Source organism: Streptomyces sp. NPDC005761 (assembly GCF_040630635.1).
In the GTDB taxonomy this organism is placed as follows: Bacteria; Actinomycetota; Actinomycetes; order Streptomycetales; family Streptomycetaceae; genus Streptomyces.
Genome location: NZ_JBEXXX010000017.1, coordinates 71946 through 88108, shown reverse-complemented (window position 1 = coordinate 88108; position 16163 = coordinate 71946). Strand labels below are relative to the sequence as shown.

Sequence of the window (16163 nt, the reverse complement as noted above, 5' to 3'; positions counted from 1 at the left end):
GCAGGTCCCCCGAGGGGCGGTGCATCCGGTTCTCCACCGGGCGCACCGCCCCTCGGCGCGTGAGCGGCCCGCGGACTACTTCTTCGGCGTCGGCCCGGACACCGGGACCGGATCCCGTGGACCGCCCCTTCCCGCCGGGAGCGCCGTGCGTGCGCCCCCGCCGTACGGCGGTGCTCATGTCGCTCATATGTGGACCTGGCCCTTGTGAGTAAGCCCACGAAAGGGACAAACGATCACAGTTGGCTGTCAGAGTGACGGTTCTCAAGGTCATGCGTTCTCACGCGGACGGTTCTGCCGAACCTCCGCGGAGGCCACGAACCCGCAGGGAGTACGTCCCTTGGCTGCCATCGCGCGCTGGTGCGTCACGCACCGCCTCCTCGCCGTCCTCATCTGGTTGCTCGCTCTCGGCGGCACGGCGGCCGCAGCCGGATTCGCGGGTTCTGCCTACTCCAACGACTACGAGGCTCCGGGCACCGAGTCCGGGCAGGCGGCCGAGCTGCTGAAGAGCGGCTTCACGGATCTCGGCGGTGACACCGACACCATCGTCTGGCACACCGACGACTCCACCGTGCGGGCCACCGACGTCACCCAGCGGATGACGACCACCCTGCACGCCGTCGAGCGGCTGCCCGGGGTGGGAGCGGTCGACGGGCCGTACGCGGACCCCGGCTCCGGGCAGATCAGCGCCGACGGACACACCGCCTACGCCACCGTCACCTTCGACCGGCAGGCGGACGACGTTCCGGCCGGGCAGGTCCGGGCCGTGGTCGACACCGCGAAGGCCGCCGAGGGTGAGCACCTCCAGGTCGAACTGGGCGGCTCCGCCATAGCCCTCACCGAGGCACCGGCCGCGCACGTCAGCGAGGCCGTCGGGGTGGTCGTCGCCGCGGTCGTGCTCTTCCTCGCCTTCGGCTCTCTCGCCGCCAGCGCGCTGCCCATCGCCACCGCGCTCGTCTCGGTCGGCACGGCGTACGCGGGCATCGTGCTGCTCGGACACGTGATGACCGTCGCCGACTTCGCCCCCATGCTGGGCATGCTCATCGGACTCGGCGTCGGGATCGACTACGCGCTCTTCATCGTCACCCGGCACCGCAGAGGGCTGCGGCGCGGCATGCCCGTGGCCGAGGCGGCGCAGCATGCCGTCGCCACGACCGGGCGGGCCGTCGTCTTCGCCGGGGCCACCGTCTGCATCGCGCTCCTCGGCATGCTGATCCTGCGGCTGAGCTTCCTCAACGGCGTCGCCATCGCCGCCTCGCTCACCGTCGTCCTGACCGTCGCGGCCTCCGTGACCCTGCTGCCCGCCCTGCTGTCCCTCATCGGCATGCGGGCCCTGAGCCGGCGCGAGCGCAGACGGCTGGCCGAGCACGGCCCGCAGCCCGAGACCGCGACGGGCTTCGCCGCCCGCTGGTCCGCCTTCGTGGAGCGGCACCCCAAACTGCTCGGCGCTCTCGCCGCCGTCGTGATGCTGGTCCTCGCGCTCCCCACCCTCTCGCTCCACCTGGGCAGCTCCGACCAGGGCAACAACGCGCAGACCTCGACGACCCGCCAGGCGTACGACCTCCTCGCCGACGGCTTCGGCCCCGGCGTCAACGGCCCGCTCACCGTCGCCGCGCACCTGGACGGCGCCGACGACCGGCTCGCGATGGACTCCCTGCCCGCGATGCTGCGCGCGACCGCCGGGGTCGCGTGGGCCCATCCGGTGACGTACAACTCCAGCGGCGACACCGCGTACGTCACCGTCGTCCCGGACTCGGCGCCGCAGTCCCGGCAGACCAGCGAGCTCGTCGAACGGCTGCGGACGGACGTCCTGCCGAAGGCATCCGAGAACACCTCCCTCCAGGCCCATGTGGGCGGGGTGACGGCCAGCTACGACGACTTCGCGCAGATCATCATCGGCAAGCTCCCGCTCTTCATCGGCGTCGTCGTGGGACTCGGCTGTCTGCTCCTGCTGATCGCCTTCAGATCGGTGGGCATTCCGCTGAAGGCCGCGGCGATGAACGTGGCGGCGGTGGCCTCGTCGTTCGGCGTCGTCGTGGCCGTCTTCCAGTGGGGCTGGGGGAGCGAGCTGCTGGGTCTGGGCAGTGCGGGGCCCATCGAGCCCTTCCTGCCGGTGATCATGGTGTCCGTGCTCTTCGGCCTGTCCATGGACTACCAGGTGTTCCTGGTCGGCCGGATGTACGAGGAGTGGCTGGAGACCGGCGACAACCGGCGGGCGGTCAGGGTCGGCCTGGCCGAGACCAGCCGGGTGATCAACTCGGCCGCTGTGATCATGATCTCGGTCTTCCTCGCCTTCGTGCTCAGCGGCGACCGGGTCATCGCGATGTTCGGCATCGCGCTGGCCGCGGCCGTGGCCCTGGACGCCTTCGTCCTGCGCACCCTGCTGGTCCCCGCCCTGATGCACCTGCTGGGCGGGGCGAACTGGTGGCTGCCCGGCTGGCTGGACCGACGGCTGCCGCGCATCAGCATCGAACCGCCCGACCGCGGGGCCCCGCGAGCGAAGATCCCGGCGGTGTGCGCGGGCGAGGCCGGGGGCCACGAGGCCGAAGCGGTCCCCCAGCGCGTGCGCTGAGCGGCGAGCGGGACAGAGCTGATACCGGGTGGGGGAGCCGGGGGCGGACGGGACGTTAAGAGGGTTCTCATCTGCTCCCCCTAGCGTGCGGCAGATGAACCCCACCACCCCCACTACTCCCACCGCTCCCGTCGCCGAGGGCGACGGCGAGGCGAGGACCACCGAGAACACGACCGCCGGAAAGGGCGGCGCGCAAACCGCTGAGAACACCACCGACAAGGCCGTCACCGACGCCGCCGCGACCGAGAGCTCGGCAACGCGGCTCGACAAGGCGGGCCCGGAGTCCGGTGCCGACGCGGAACAGGACCTCGGCCCGGAGCAGGACCTGGACCTCGGCCCGGAGGACGACGAGGCGGACAAGGAGTCCTCCGGCCTCGCCACCGCCGCCGCGGCCGTCGTCTCCGTCGGGCTCGGCATCGTCTCCCTCAGCGGTGCCTGGAGCGGCCGGATCGCCGCCGAGCGCGAAACGCTGATCGGCCAGTTCAAGACCTCGTCCGGCGCCTCGGCCGCACAGCAGATCTCCGAGATCTACGGTGACGCGTGGCACGCCACCGCACTGGTCAACGGCCTCTTCGGCCTGCTCGCGCTGCTCGTCGGCGTCTACGTCCTGGTCCGGCCGGCGTTCGGCACGCCCTCCGTACACCCCCAGCCGGGCTGGATCCGTGCGGTCGCCAAGGGCGGAATCGCCCTTGGCGTGCTGGGTGTGCTGATCGCCGTGTGCATGTACTTCGACCTCGTCGTCGCGCTGCCCACGGCGCCGGCCACGGCGGGCTAGTGCCGCGGCAGTCAAGGTTTGCCCGGTAAGGAGCGGCGTCAGGTGCGTGCTCTCGGCGCGCCGGCCGGAAGCCCTCGTACTGGACGTACTCGGGCTTTTGGCCGGTGCGGCGAGAGTGCGTGCATGGCGTCGCGACGGGGCGAACCTTGGCTGACGCGGCACTAGAACCCGCTCCGGCCGGCCGTGGAGGGCACCGGCCCCTCCGCGTACGCCGCCCCGCGGCGCTTCCTAAGGCATCTGCGAGCACCCCGGACGGGCCCGTGCGGCGGCGTAAGCCCCTTCCTAAGGCCCCCGGCCGCCACAGATGCGGAACTCGCCCGATGCGGCACCACCCCCTGGGGGACGACAGTGGTGGCACGGCAGAAGCACTGCCGCCACCGAGGCCCAACGGGCCCATCCCCAGGGGGAATCACATGTACCAGCTGGAACTCCACAAGATCCGGGCAGCCGAACTCGTCCGCCGCGCCGACAACGCGCGACTGGTCCGGGAGGCCCGCCGCGCCCGCAAGGCGCAGGCCCGCGGTTCCGTGCGCCAGGAGAGCGAGAGGACGGTGAGTGCGGGCACTGACCGGGAGCGGTTCGCACACGCCGCGTAAGGGCGGACGAACCGTGCCTGTCCGGCTCAACGGCTCCGCGCTGTCGGACCCGTGTGCGATGCTCGGCGACGTGGAGACCAGGTCAGTCAGTCCCGTGTTCGTCGGCCGCGCAGGTGAACTCACCGCACTCACCGATGCGCTTGCCCGTGCCACCGCCGCCACCGCCCCGGCCGGCGGTGGCGGCGGGGAGCCGCAGGCGCTCCTCCTCGGAGGCGAGGCGGGCGTCGGCAAGACCCGGCTGGTCGAGGAGTTCCTCGCGGTGGCGGTCCGCCGTGCAGCCGTCGTCGCCGTCGGCGGCTGCGTCGAGATCGGAGCCGACGGCCTGCCGTACGCCCCCTTCTCCACCGCCCTGCGTGCCCTGCACCACACCCTGCCCGACGAGATGGCGGCGGCCTGCGCGGGCCAGGAGAGCGAGCTGGCCCGGCTCCTTCCGGAACTCGGCGAGGCCGGCCGGGACGCGGCCGACGAACACGGCACCGCCCGCCTCTTCGAGCTCACCGCCAGGCTGCTGGAACGCATCTCCGCGGACCGTACCGTCGTGCTCGTCCTGGAGGACCTGCACTGGGCCGACTCCTCCACCAGACACCTGCTGGCCTACCTCTTCCGTACGCTGCGCAGCGGTCGCCTCGTCGTGATCGGCACCTACCGCGCCGACGACATCCACCGCCGCCACCCGCTGCGCCCTCTGCTGGCCGAACTGGACCGGCTGCGCACCGTCCGCCGCATCGAGCTCGCCCGGTTCAACCGGGCCGAGGTCCGCCGCCAGCTCACCGGCATCCTCGCGGGAAGCCCCGAACCCGCCCTGGTGGACGAGATATTCGAGCGCTCCGACGGCAACGCCTTCTTCGTCGAGGAGCTCGCCTGCAGTCTGGAGTGCGGTGACGGGGCCGCAGGGATGTCCGGCTCCCTGCGCGACCTCCTCCTCGTCCGCGTCGAGGCACTGTCCGACGACGCCCAGAGGGTCGCCCGCATCATCGCCGAAGGCGGCTCGGCGGTCGAGTACGAACTGCTGGCCGCCGTCGCCGGCCTCGCCGAGGACGAACTCATCGAGGCCCTGCGCGGAGCGGTCGGCGCCAATCTGCTGCTCGCCACCTCGGAGGGCAACGGGTACCGCTTCCGGCACTCCCTGGTCCGCGAAGCCGTCAGCGACGACCTCCTCCCCGGCGAACGCTCCCGGCTCAACCGCCGTTACGCCCAGGCCCTGGAGGCGGACCCCACCCTCGTGCGCGACGGCGAGCGCGCCACGCGTCTGGCCAGCTACTGGTACGGGGCCCACGATCCGGCCAAGGCCCTGCCCGCCGTACTGAAAGCCTCCGTCGAGGCCCGCCACCGCAACGCCTACGCCGAACAACTGCGGCTGCTGGAACGGGCGATGGAGCTGTGGGACGACACTCCCGAGGCGATACGTGGCACGCTGCGCCCCATCGACTACGCCGAGGTCTATCCGGCTTGCGGCCGCGACGGATCCGCCCCGCTGAGCCATCTGGACCTGCTGGCCGAAGCCACCGTGGCCGCCCGCTTCGGCGGCGAGCGCGAACGGGCCCTCACCATCTGCAAGAAGGCCCTGCGGATCCTGGAGAGCGAGGACGACGCCCTGCGCGCCGCGTGGTTCTGGGTCCAGCGCTCCCGTCTGGTCCAGGACCTCACCCGCGGCGACGGCTGGGACGAACTGGCCACGGCGGAGGAGCTCGTCCGCGGTCTGCCCCCGTCGGCCGTGCACGCGGACGTCCTGACGAGCGTGGCCGGCTGGGGCGCCCTGCACCGGCCCGGCGCCGGAACCCTCGCCGCCGCCGACCGGGCCGTCGAGTACGCCCGGCTGGTCGGCGACGAGTCCATCGAACTGCACGCACGGCTCACCCGCGGCTGGCTGAACGCCGACGCCGGAGCGGTCGACGAGGGCATCGCCGAGATGTACGCGGTCCGGGACCGGGCCTATGAGCTGGGGATCGTCGGCATCATGGGCCGCGCGTCCATCAATCTGCCCTCCATCCTGGAAGGCACGGGCAGGTCGCTGGAGGCGGTGGCCGCCGCCGACCGCGGCATCGAGGCCTGCCACCGTCACGGCGTCGCGGACATGGAGTCCTGGGTCCGCACCAATCAGGCGATGTCGCTGTTCTCCCTCGGCCGCTGGGACGAGGCCCTGGCCACCACCGAGGCCGCCTCCCGCAAGGCGCTCTCCCACAAGTCCCAGGGACTGGTCGCCAGTCGCAGCATCGAAGTCGCTCTGGCGCGGGGCGACATGGCCGAAGCCGAGCACCAACTCGCGGTGGCCAGAAGGAGCTTCGGGTCCAGTGACCCGCAGCCGCAGCACTTCATCAACCTCGTCCGCCACACCGTCTCCATCGCCGTGCTGCAGGGGAACCTCCCCGAGGCGCGGGCGGCCTTCGAGGCCCAGGCGGAGCAGGGATTCCCGCCCGGCACCCAGCGGTACGCCTTCCCGCTGCTGCACGTCGTCGCGGCGGCGGAGGCCGATGCCAGGGGGCTGCCCGCCACCGAACCGGGCCGGCCGGGCATCCTCGCGCTCGTCCGCGGCCACCTCAAGCGGCTGCCGGCACTCGTCCCCGTATGGGCCGCCCACAGTGTGCTGATCGATGCCGAACTGGCCCGGGCCGAGGGACTCGACACTCCGGACCACTGGTGCCGCGCCGCCCAGGCGTTCGCCCCTCTGCACCGCCCCTACGAACTGGCGCAGGTCCGCCATCGCTGGGCCGAAGCCCTCCTCATCGCCTCCGGCGACCGGACCGCGGCCACCACTTTGCTGCGCGACGCCCACGGCACCGCCCGGCGGCTCGGGGCGCGCCCGCTGACCGAGACCATCGAGCTGCTGGCAGGCCGCGCTCGTATCACCCTCACCGGCCCCGACGCCCCTGCCGGCGACGGGATCCCGGTCGCCGTCACCGTCCCGGACCACGGCGACGAGCAGGGGGGCCAGGACCGCTCGGAGGAGCAGCTGAGGGCTGCGGCGGCCGCCGCCGTGGAGTCCTTCGGGCTGACCCCGCGCGAGCAGGAGGTGCACCGGCTCGTGGCCGCCGGCCACACCAACCGCAAAATCGCCGAGGAGCTCTACATCTCACCCAAGACCGCGAGCGTGCACGTATCCAACATTCTGGCCAAGCTCGGTGTCACGGGCCGGGGCGAGGCGGCCGCGCTCGCCCACCGGCTGCGGCTGTACCGGGTGCCGAGCAAGTCGTAGGGCCGCGGACCGGGGGCCCTGCGGGCGAGCACGGCCAAATCAGGCCCCGTCGCCTCCGTCCGCGTCGCCGCCGGATCCGCCGCCCTCGTCCGCGTCGCCGCGGTCTCCGTCCGGCTCGCCGGGGTCCCCGTCGTCGTCCTCGTCACGGCGGCGGACCACGACCTTGCCCGAGGTCAGGTCGATGGGGCCGCGCGCGGGGTCGGCGACACCGAGGTCCACCCGGGTCAGCTCCAGCCGCTTCTGCTCCTCGGCGGCGTGCCTGCGACCGGGTGCGAAGAGTTCCTCGAAGAAGTTGAACACGGGTCGCGCACCCTTCCGCCTGCTGTAGCCGCCGGGGCCTCTCGTCCGGATCAGGTCGGTCTCGATCCGGACGAGAGGCCTCATCGCACCTCGACCACCAGGATCCTGTCGTCGCCCGGCTTCGGGGTGCCCCGCGTGTCCGTCTCGCTCGTCACGAGCCAGAGCTTGTTGCCGCCCGCCGCGAGCACGGTGCGCAGACGGCCGTACTTCCCGTCCAGGAACGACTGGGGTGACGCCAGAGGTTCCTCGTTGGCGGTACCGGACAGCGGAATCCGCCAGAGTCGCTCACCACGGAGGCCGGCCATCCAGATCGAACCCTTGGCGAAGGCGATGCCGCTCGGGGACGCCTCCGACGTCTTCCACTCTGCCACGGGATCGAGGAAACCGGCCCGGCCCGCCTTGCCCTCGGCCTCCGGCCAGCCGTAGTTCCCCCCGGGCACGATGCGGTTCAGCTCGTCCCAGGTGTCCTGGCCGAATTCGGCCGCCCACAGCTGCTTGTGCCCGTCCCAGGCGAGTCCCTGCACATTGCGGTGACCGTACGAATACACCACGGAGTCGGCCTGCGGATTGCCGTGCAACGGCTCACCGTCCGGGGTCATCCGCAGGATCTTGCCGGCCAGCGACTCCTTGTCCTGGGCGAGACCGTCGTCCCCCGTCTCACCCGTGCCCGCGTACAGCATGCGGTCCGGGCCGAAGGCGATCCGGCCGCCGTTGTGGACGGCACCCTTCGGGATGCCGCGCAGAATCGTGTCGGGGGCGCCCAGCAGCTGGCCGGGGTTCGTACCGTCCTCGTCGTAGAGCATGCGGGCGATGCGGTTGTCCGAGGCGGTGGTGAAATAGGCATACACCAGATGGTCCGTGCCGTAGTCGGGGGAGACCGCGAGGCCGAGCAGCCCGCCCTCGCCCGCCGCCGCCACCCCCGGCACGGTGCCCAGCAGCGTCTTCTTCCCGCTCTTCGCGTCGATCCGGGTGATCGTCCCCTTGTCGCGCGACGAGACCAGCAGATCGCCGTCCGGCAGCTCCGCGAGGCCCCACGGAGAGTCCAGACCCTCCGTGAGGGTCGACACCACCTTCACCGAGCCCTTCGCCGGCGGCAGCCCCACCGCGGGCCGCGAGGCCGAGGGCGAAGCGGACGGCGAGGCCGCCCGGCCCGACGGGGCCGCGGGTGAGCCGGCCGGTGAAGACCCCTGGCCCGCACCGCTCTCGGCCCCTTCCTGCGAGGAACACCCCGTGAGCATCAGGGCGCCGGCCGCCAGCACGGCCACCGCGCCCCGCCGCGCACCGCGGCCGCTCCCGCGGGGCGCCGTGCGACGCCCCACCGGTTCCCGCAAAGATCCGAACCTCGCACCGAGCACAGCACCGACCCCTTCGACGACCGCCTGTCCACTGTTCTTACACCGCTGCCGCGCCCAGGGTTCCCGAAGCCAGGTGACTTTCTCGCTCGGCGATCAAACTTCACACGCCGACGCCGGTGCGGGAGCTCAGTCCCACGACTCCCGGGGGGCGGGAAGCCGGTCGATCTCGTCGAGGTCCTGGGCCGTCAGCGTCAGCCCGGCCGCCCCCGCGTTCTCGACGGCCCACCGCTCCTGCTTGGTCCCGGGCACCGGCACCACCTGAGGTCCCTGCCGCAGCACCCAGGCCAGTGCCACCTGCGCAGGCGTCGCCCCGTACCGCTCCGCGATCCGTCGCAGCCCCACCACCACCGGCTGGTTCGCGGCCATCACCTCGGCGGTGAACCGCGGATGCCTGGCCCGCAGATCCTCGGGCTCGAAGCCCTGCCCCGGGGTGAGCGTGCCCGTCAGGTAACCGCTGCCCAGCGGCATGGCGGCCAGCACCCCGACCCCGCGCGCCGCACACCACGGCACCAGCGCCTCCAATGCCTGCGGTGACCATACGGAGAGCTCCGCCTGCACCGCGCTCACCGGAAAGACCTGCTGGACCCGCTCCAGCTGCCGGATCGTTTCGTCGTGCGTCCGCGCGCCCCGTCGGCGGGCGGCCCTGGCACCGACCGCACACAGCCCGAGCGCCCGCACCTTGCCCGCGGTCACCAGATCGGCCATGGCTCCCCAGGTCTCCTCGACGGGTACCTCGGGGTCGGCCCGGTGGAGCTGGTACAGGTCGATCACATCGGTCTGCAGCCGTCGCAGCGAGGCATCGCAGGCCCGTCGCACGTAGCCGGGGCGGCCGTTGGCCACGATGTGCTGATCGCCCACCAGCAGCCCGCACTTGGTGGAGAGGAAGGCCTGCTCACGGCGCCCCTTCAAGGCCCGCCCCACCAGCAGCTCATTGGTGAACGGCCCGTACATGTCGGCGGTGTCGAGCAGGTCGACGCCCGCGTCGAGCGCCGCGTGCACCGCGCGCAACGCCTCGTCACCACGCTGCCGCGAGGCGCTGTACGCCCAGCTCATCGGCATACAGCCGAGACCGACAGCACCCACGGCGAGCGCCGCCGCACCGAGACTTCTGCGCTCCAACTCCCCGAACCCTCCCTCGCACCGCACCCCCAAACTAACCTCTGCGGCCGGCCGGGCTTCGCATAGCCTCCTGACCATGACTTCCTCCACGCATTCCGCCGATGCCCCCGACGTATGGCTGCCGTTCGAGGCCGACGACATCGAAGGGCTCCCCCGGGGCCTCAACTACCGTTTCTGGGACGGCGGGCAGGACTTCCCGGCCGACCCCGCCCGCTGCGCCTTCTATGTCGTCCCCTACATGAAGGGGCCGGCCGTCGCGGTCCGTCCGCTGGACGGCATGAGCGGTGTCCAGGTCGTGCAGACGCTCTCCGCGGGCATCGACCATGTGGAGCCGGGCCTCGGGCTGTTGCCCCCGGGCGTGCGGCTGTGCAATGCCAAGGGGGTCCACGAGGCGTCCACCGCCGAGCTCACCCTCGCGCTGATCCTCGCCTCGCTGCGCGGATTCCCCGGATTCGTCCATGGTCAGGACAAGGAGGAGTGGCGGTCCGGCTTCTACCCTGCCCTCGCCGACAAGTCCGTGCTGATCGTCGGTTACGGATCGATCGGCTCCGCCATCGAGGACCGGCTCGCACCGTTCGAGTGCGCGCGGGTGGCGCGCGTCGCGCGCTCCGCGCGGACAACCGCACGCGGGCCCGTACACACGCTCGACGACCTGCCGGCGCTCTTGACCGAGGCCGACGTCGTCATTCTGTCCACCCCCCTGAACCCGTCCACGCAGGGGCTGGTCGGCGCGGACTTCCTCGCGGCGATGCCGGACGGAGCGCTGTTGGTGAACGTGGCCCGCGGCGGCGTCGTCGACACCAAGGCCCTGCTGTCCGAACTCGAGTCCGGCCGGCTGCACGCCGCCCTCGACGTCACGGACCCGGAACCGCTCCCTTCCGGCCATCCCCTCTGGCATGCTCCGAACGTCCTCATCACTCCACACGTCGGCGGCAGCACCTCGGCGTTCCTGCCGCGCGCCAGGCGTCTGCTCGCCGGACAGCTCAGCCGTTTCGCCGCGGGCGAGCCGGTGCACAACGTCGTACGCACCACCGGCTGAACACGCTACGGGCACGTTCCGTACCACTGCGTGGCGGCAACTCCGCAGGTCGTCACGGAGAGTAGAGGAACTATGTCCCTGCGTGACGAGTCTGGTGTATCGTCCCGAAAGGGAGGCTGCGCCGTGGAAGGGACGGCGCCGGGGAGGAAGCCACACGCGAGGGGGCGACGGGCGATGTACGGCCGATGGGCGAACGATCCGACACGGCAGGGCGGCCGACGGCTGCCGACGGTGCGTCCGGTGGGCCGGCGCCGCAGCCGGCCGGCGACCTCGGGGGCACCCCGGTGAGCGCGCCGGCGAGCGCCCGCGCGGCATTCCTGGCCCGTCGGACGGCCGTGGGCCGGGCGCCCGCGATGGTCCCGCGGTTCTTCCTCGGCCTCGCCTGCGCCGGATACGCGGTGGGCGCGGCCGTGGGCTGGGGCTCGGAGCGACTCGCGCTGTTCATGGGGGACTTCGGCCTGAGCGCGGCCGCCCTGGTCGCCGCCGTCTCCTGCTTCCTGTACGCCCGCTCCGCCGACAACAGGTTCCGGCCGGCCTGGCTGCTGTTCTCGCTCTCGTCCCTGATGGCCGCGGCGGGCAACGCGGTATGGGGCTGGTACGAGTTCGTGCGTGAGGCCGAGGTGCCCAGCCCCTCCCCGGCCGACCTCTTCTTCCTCTGCTTCGCGCCACCCGCCATCGTCGGTCTGCTCGTCCTCGCCAAACGCCCCGTCACCAGAGCGGGCTGGGTCTGTCTGGTCCTCGACTCCTGGCTGATCGGCGGCTCGCTCCTCACGCTCTCCTGGAGCCTCGCCCTCGCCCACACCGCGCACATGGCGGACGTGGAGGGCGTCAGCGTGGCCCGCGCGGCCCTCTCGCTCGCCTATCCGCTGCTCGACATCGTGCTGGTCTCCATGGTGCTCGCGCTGCACTTCCGGCGCTCCAGTGTCAACCGCGCCGCGGTGAACACCGCCATCGCCGCGCTGGCCCTCACCGTCCTGTGCGACGCGCTGTTCACCTCGCCGCTGCTGCGCCAGACCTACCGGTCCGGCCAGTTGCTCGACGCCGGCTGGTTCGCCGGGTCGTTGCTCCTCGCGTACGCCCCCTGGGGCGTCGCCCGCGACGAGGTCGACACCGACCGGCAGCGGCCCGTGTCCCGTACCACCAGCCGCCCCATCTCCGGTTCCCTGGCCGCGCTGACGCCGTACCTCGCCGCGGCGGTCTGCACCCTGGGCATCCTCTACAACGTCATCGAGGGCCGCCGGGTGGACCGCGTCGTGGTCTTCACCGGATGCACGGTGGTGCTCGCACTGGTCGTGCGGCAGGGCATCATGCTCGTCGACAACATCGCCCTCACGCAGGAACTGGCCCAGAAGGAGAACCACTTCCGCTCCCTGGTGCAGGGATCGAGCGACGTCATCATGATCGCCGCCCCGACCGGAATACTCCGCTACGTCAGCCCTGCGGCCGCCGGTGTCTACGGACGCGAGGCGGACGACCTCGTCGGCGCCGAGCTCTCCTCGATCATCCATCCCGACGACCTCGGACGGGTGGTCCACGAAGTGCGGAAGTTCCTCGCCGCCCCGCCCGGCGAGGAGCCCACCACCCGCATCGAGTGCCGCTTCCGCTCCGGCGCCGGCGAATGGCTGAACGTCGAGTCCACCGTCAACCGCCACCAGGGCGGTCTGATCCTCAACAGCCGCGACGTCACCGAACGGGTCCGTCTGCAGGCACAGTTGCAGCACAACGCGGAGCACGACCCGCTCACCGACCTGCCCAACCGCGCCCTCTTCACCGACCGGGTCCGCCGCGCCCTCGGCGGCCGCCGGGTGGGCGACGCGGGCACCGCGGTGCTCTTCATCGACCTGGACGGATTCAAGGCGGCCAACGACCGGCTGGGCCACCAGGCCGGCGACGAACTCCTGATCCAGGCCGCACACCGCCTCCAGGAATCGGTCCGGGCGGGGGACACCGCCGCCCGCCTCGGCGGGGACGAGTTCGCCGCCCTCATCGTCGGAGACGGCGGGCGCGACCAGGCGGCCCGTGAGTGCCAGGTCCACGAGATCGCCGACCGGCTGCGCCTCACGCTCTCCCGGCCCTACCGCATCGGCGCCGGTGAGGTCCGGGTCACCGCGTCCATCGGGGTCGCCTTCGCCGAGCCCGGCATCACCCCCAATGACCTCATGCGCAACGCCGACCTGGCCATGTACCGAGCCAAGGCGGGCGGCAAGGACCGCGTCGAGCTGTACGCCCCGCAGATGCAGGCCGAGGTGGTGCGCCGGTCCGAGCTGGCGGCCCGGCTGCGCACCGCCCTGCGGGACGGCGAGTTCGCGCTGCTGCACCAGCCCGTGGTCCACCTGGCCAGCGGAACCGTCGCCGCCGTCGCCGCACAGGCCCGCTGGCGCTCCGCCCAGGGCATCCTCTTCACGCCCGCCGAGTTCCTCCGCGTGGCCGAGGACAGCGACCGCACCGCGGAACTGGGCCGCTGGCTCCTCGAGGAGGCCGTCGAGCAGGCCGCCGAACGCGCCAGGGCCGGCCACCAGGTCTCCGTCGCCGTCCGGATCTCCGCCCGCAGACTGCTCGACAAAGGGACGCCCTTCGGCTCCGTCGAGGCGCTGCTGACGCGGTACGGGCTGCCGTCCGGAGCTCTCATGATCGAGGTCGCCGACAGTGACCCCCGGGTCTCCTTCGACGAGCTGGAACAGCGCCTGGTCGCCCTGCGGCGCCTCGGCGTGCGGATCGCGCTGGACGGCTTCGGCAGCGGCTACGCCGCGATCAACGCCCTGCGCCGGCTCCCCATCGACGTACTGAAGCTCGACCGCGGCCTGGTGGAGGGAGTCGTCGAATCCGCCCGGCTGCACAAGATCACCAGCGGGCTGCTGCGGATCGCCTGCGACCTGGGCATGCAGTCCGTGGCCGATGGCGTCGACGTACCGGAACAGGTCCTCGCCCTGCGCGCCATGGGCTGTACGCACGGCCAGGGCATGGCCTTCTCCGGGCCGCTGGACGAGTACCGGCTGCGCCGCGCCCTGGTCCGCGGCGAGTTCCCGGTGCCCGGCAGTCCGGCCGCCCAGCCGGTCCTGGCGGGCGGCTCCGTCCCTCTCCTCACCGGTTCACATGCTGAGACGCCCGTCCCACCCACTTGACACGCCGAGTGCGTCGGAGAGAGGGTCAATGCCATGCGCACCCGAATTCTCGTACTTGGAAAGCGCGTCGGCTGAAGCAGAGTTCCTCGGTGACACTCTGCAGACCGCACCGACGCGCTCCCCTCGCTTGCCTCACGGCACGAGGGGTTTTTTGTTGCACCGGCACCAGTCAAACCATCGCAAAACACTCGCAAAAACCCTCAGCTTCGAGAAGAGAATGCCGATGACCGAGCAGGCCACCGGGGCCCACCATCCCCAGCCGCGGGCCCGTAACGGCGGATCGTCGTCCGCCACCGTTGAGCACGTCACGGGTGCGCAGTCCCTCATCCGCTCCCTCGAGGAGGTGGGGGCCGACACGGTATTCGGCATTCCCGGCGGCGCCATCCTTCCGGCGTACGACCCGATGATGGACTCGAAGCGCGTCCGCCACGTGCTCGTCCGCCACGAGCAGGGCGCCGGCCACGCGGCCACCGGCTACGCGCAGGCCACCGGCAAGGTCGGTGTCTGCATGGCCACCAGCGGCCCCGGCGCCACCAACCTCGTCACCCCGATCGCCGACGCGTACCTCGACTCGGTGCCGATCGTCGCGATCACCGGTCAGGTGGCCTCCGCCGCCATCGGCACCGATGCCTTCCAGGAAGCCGACATCTGCGGCATCACGATGCCGGTCACCAAGCACAACTTCCTGGTCACCAAGGCCGAGGACATCCCGCACACCATCGCCGAGGCCTTCCACATCGCCGCCTCCGGCCGTCCGGGACCCGTCCTGGTCGACATCGCCAAGGACGCCCTCCAGGCGAAGACCACCTTCAGCTGGCCGCCGGTGATGGACCTGCCCGGCTACCGCCCGGTCACCAAGCCGCACGCCAAGCAGATCCGCGAGGCCGCCAAGCTCATCACCCAGGCCAAGCGCCCGGTGCTGTACGTGGGCGGCGGAGTCATGAAGGCCGGGGCCACCGCCGAACTCAAGGTGCTGGCCGAGCTCACCGGAGCGCCCGTCACCACCACACTGATGGCGCTCGGCTCCTTCCCCGACAGCCATCCGCTGCACGTGGGAATGCCCGGGATGCACGGTGCGGTCACCGCCGTCAACGCACTGCAGAAGGCCGACCTGATCGTCGCTCTCGGCGCCCGCTTCGACGACCGGGTCACCGGCAAGCTGGACAGCTTCGCCCCGTACGCCAAGATCGTGCACGCCGACATCGACCCGGCGGAGATCGGCAAGAACCGGGCCGCGGACGTTCCGATCGTCGGGGACGCCCGCGAGGTCATCGCCGACCTCGTCCAGGCGGTCCAGGCCGAGCACACCGAGGGCCACACCGGCGACTACGCCGCCTGGTGGAAGGACCTCAACCGGTGGCGCGACACCTATCCGGTCGGCTACGACCTGCCGGAGGACGGCAGCCTCTCGCCGCAGCAGGTCATCCAGCGCGTCGGTGAACTCGCCCCGCCGGACACGATCTTCGCCGCGGGTGTCGGCCAGCACCAGATGTGGGCCTCGCACTTCATCCAGTACGAGCAGCCCGCCACCTGGCTGAACTCCGGCGGCGCGGGCACGATGGGCTACGCGGTCCCGGCCGCGATGGGTGCCAAGGCCGGAATGCCGGACCGCACGGTCTGGGCGATCGACGGCGACGGCTGCTTCCAGATGACCAATCAGGAGCTCACCACCTGCGCGCTGAACAACATCCCGATCAAGGTCGCCATCATCAACAACGGCGCCCTCGGCATGGTCCGCCAGTGGCAGACCCTCTTCTACAACCAGCGCTACTCGAACACCGTGCTGCACTCCGGTGCCGACACGGACGGCAACGCGGCCAAGGGCACCCGGGTGCCCGACTTCGTCAAGCTGTCCGAGGCCATGGGCTGCCACGCGATCCGCTGCGAGGACCCGGCCGACCTGGACAAGGTCATCGCCGAGGCCAACTCGATCAACGACCGCCCGGTCGTCATCGACTTCATCGTCCACGAGGACGCCATGGTGTGGCCGATGGTCGCCGCCGGCACCTCGAACGACGAGGTCATGGCAGCGCGCGGCGTCCGCCCCGACTTCGGCGACAACGAAGACGACTGAGAGACAGAGAGAGACCGACTT

The 16163-nt window shown here is 71.7% G+C and carries 10 protein-coding genes; 7 read left to right on the top strand and 3 right to left on the bottom strand.

The annotated features are described in order from the left end of the window. Window positions 1-337 precede the first annotated feature (337 nt). From ABZ434_RS18055 to ABZ434_RS18040, 4 genes are all read left to right on the top strand, one after another. Window positions 338-2569, top strand: a complete 2232-nt coding sequence (locus ABZ434_RS18055; protein WP_359137170.1) for an MMPL family transporter — start codon at window positions 338-340, stop codon at window positions 2567-2569. 94 nt (window positions 2570-2663) lie between these two features. Continuing rightward, complete coding sequence (locus ABZ434_RS18050) at window positions 2664-3344, top strand: hypothetical protein (RefSeq protein ID WP_359137168.1); 681 nt, start codon at window positions 2664-2666, stop codon at window positions 3342-3344. Between the two features lie 413 nt (window positions 3345-3757). Next, the gene (locus ABZ434_RS18045) at window positions 3758-3940 is read left to right on the top strand and encodes a hypothetical protein (RefSeq protein WP_359137165.1); all 183 of its coding nucleotides are present in this window, start codon (window positions 3758-3760) and stop codon (window positions 3938-3940) included. A gap of 58 nt (window positions 3941-3998) precedes the next feature. After that, window positions 3999-7133, top strand: coding sequence for an AAA family ATPase (locus tag ABZ434_RS18040; RefSeq protein ID WP_359137319.1), 3135 nt, complete (start codon window positions 3999-4001; stop codon window positions 7131-7133). A 39-nt stretch (window positions 7134-7172) separates the two neighbouring features. Here ABZ434_RS18040 and ABZ434_RS18035 read toward each other — a convergent pair whose 3' ends face one another. The 3 genes from ABZ434_RS18035 to ABZ434_RS18025 all read right to left on the bottom strand — a co-directional run bounded on the left by ABZ434_RS18035 (window position 7173) and on the right by ABZ434_RS18025 (window position 9871). Continuing rightward, on the bottom strand, window positions 7173-7517 hold the full coding sequence (locus ABZ434_RS18035) for a DUF6191 domain-containing protein (RefSeq protein WP_359137163.1): 345 nt from the start codon (window positions 7515-7517) through the stop codon (window positions 7173-7175). Continuing rightward, window positions 7514-8671 (bottom strand): PQQ-dependent sugar dehydrogenase, encoded by a 1158-nt coding sequence (locus tag ABZ434_RS18030; RefSeq protein ID WP_359137316.1) that lies wholly within the window; start codon window positions 8669-8671, stop codon window positions 7514-7516. Before ABZ434_RS18030 ends, ABZ434_RS18035 begins: the two co-directional genes overlap by 4 nt. A 243-nt stretch (window positions 8672-8914) precedes the next feature. Further along, a complete protein-coding gene (locus ABZ434_RS18025) occupies window positions 8915-9871 on the bottom strand; it encodes an aldo/keto reductase (RefSeq protein ID WP_359137313.1) in 957 nt (318 codons plus the stop codon). Between the two features lie 112 nt (window positions 9872-9983). Here ABZ434_RS18025 and ABZ434_RS18020 point away from each other — a divergent pair, with 112 nt between their 5' ends. From ABZ434_RS18020 to ABZ434_RS18010, 3 genes are all read left to right on the top strand, one after another. Continuing rightward, the gene (locus ABZ434_RS18020; RefSeq protein WP_359137160.1) at window positions 9984-10946 is read left to right on the top strand and encodes a 2-hydroxyacid dehydrogenase; all 963 of its coding nucleotides are present in this window, start codon (window positions 9984-9986) and stop codon (window positions 10944-10946) included. Window positions 10947-11299: 353 nt separating this feature from the next. Beyond that, entirely contained in the window at window positions 11300-14068 is a 2769-nt protein-coding gene (locus tag ABZ434_RS18015; protein WP_359137310.1) for an EAL domain-containing protein, read from the top strand. Window positions 14069-14285: 217 nt separating this feature from the next. Further along, window positions 14286-16142 carry an acetolactate synthase large subunit gene (locus ABZ434_RS18010; protein ID WP_359137157.1) on the top strand — a complete coding sequence of 619 codons (1857 nt, stop codon included), beginning with the start codon at window positions 14286-14288 and terminating at the stop codon, window positions 16140-16142. Window positions 16143-16163: the final 21 nt, after the last annotated feature.

Excerpts from the sequence above, each read along its gene's own strand:
- ABZ434_RS18045 (WP_359137165.1), top strand. The coding sequence starts at position 3,758 with ATGTACCAGCTGGAACTCCACAAGATCCGGGCAGCCGAACTCGTCCGC.
- ABZ434_RS18030 (WP_359137316.1), bottom strand. The coding sequence starts at position 8,671 with ATGCTCACGGGGTGTTCCTCGCAGGAAGGGGCCGAGAGCGGTGCGGGC.
- ABZ434_RS18020 (WP_359137160.1), top strand. The coding sequence starts at position 9,984 with ATGACTTCCTCCACGCATTCCGCCGATGCCCCCGACGTATGGCTGCCG.
- ABZ434_RS18035 (WP_359137163.1), bottom strand. The coding sequence starts at position 7,517 with ATGAGGCCTCTCGTCCGGATCGAGACCGACCTGATCCGGACGAGAGGC.
- ABZ434_RS18050 (WP_359137168.1), top strand. The coding sequence starts at position 2,664 with ATGAACCCCACCACCCCCACTACTCCCACCGCTCCCGTCGCCGAGGGC.
- ABZ434_RS18015 (WP_359137310.1), top strand. The coding sequence starts at position 11,300 with ATGGTCCCGCGGTTCTTCCTCGGCCTCGCCTGCGCCGGATACGCGGTG.
- ABZ434_RS18010 (WP_359137157.1), top strand. The coding sequence starts at position 14,286 with ATGCCGATGACCGAGCAGGCCACCGGGGCCCACCATCCCCAGCCGCGG.
- ABZ434_RS18040 (WP_359137319.1), top strand. The coding sequence starts at position 3,999 with ATGCTCGGCGACGTGGAGACCAGGTCAGTCAGTCCCGTGTTCGTCGGC.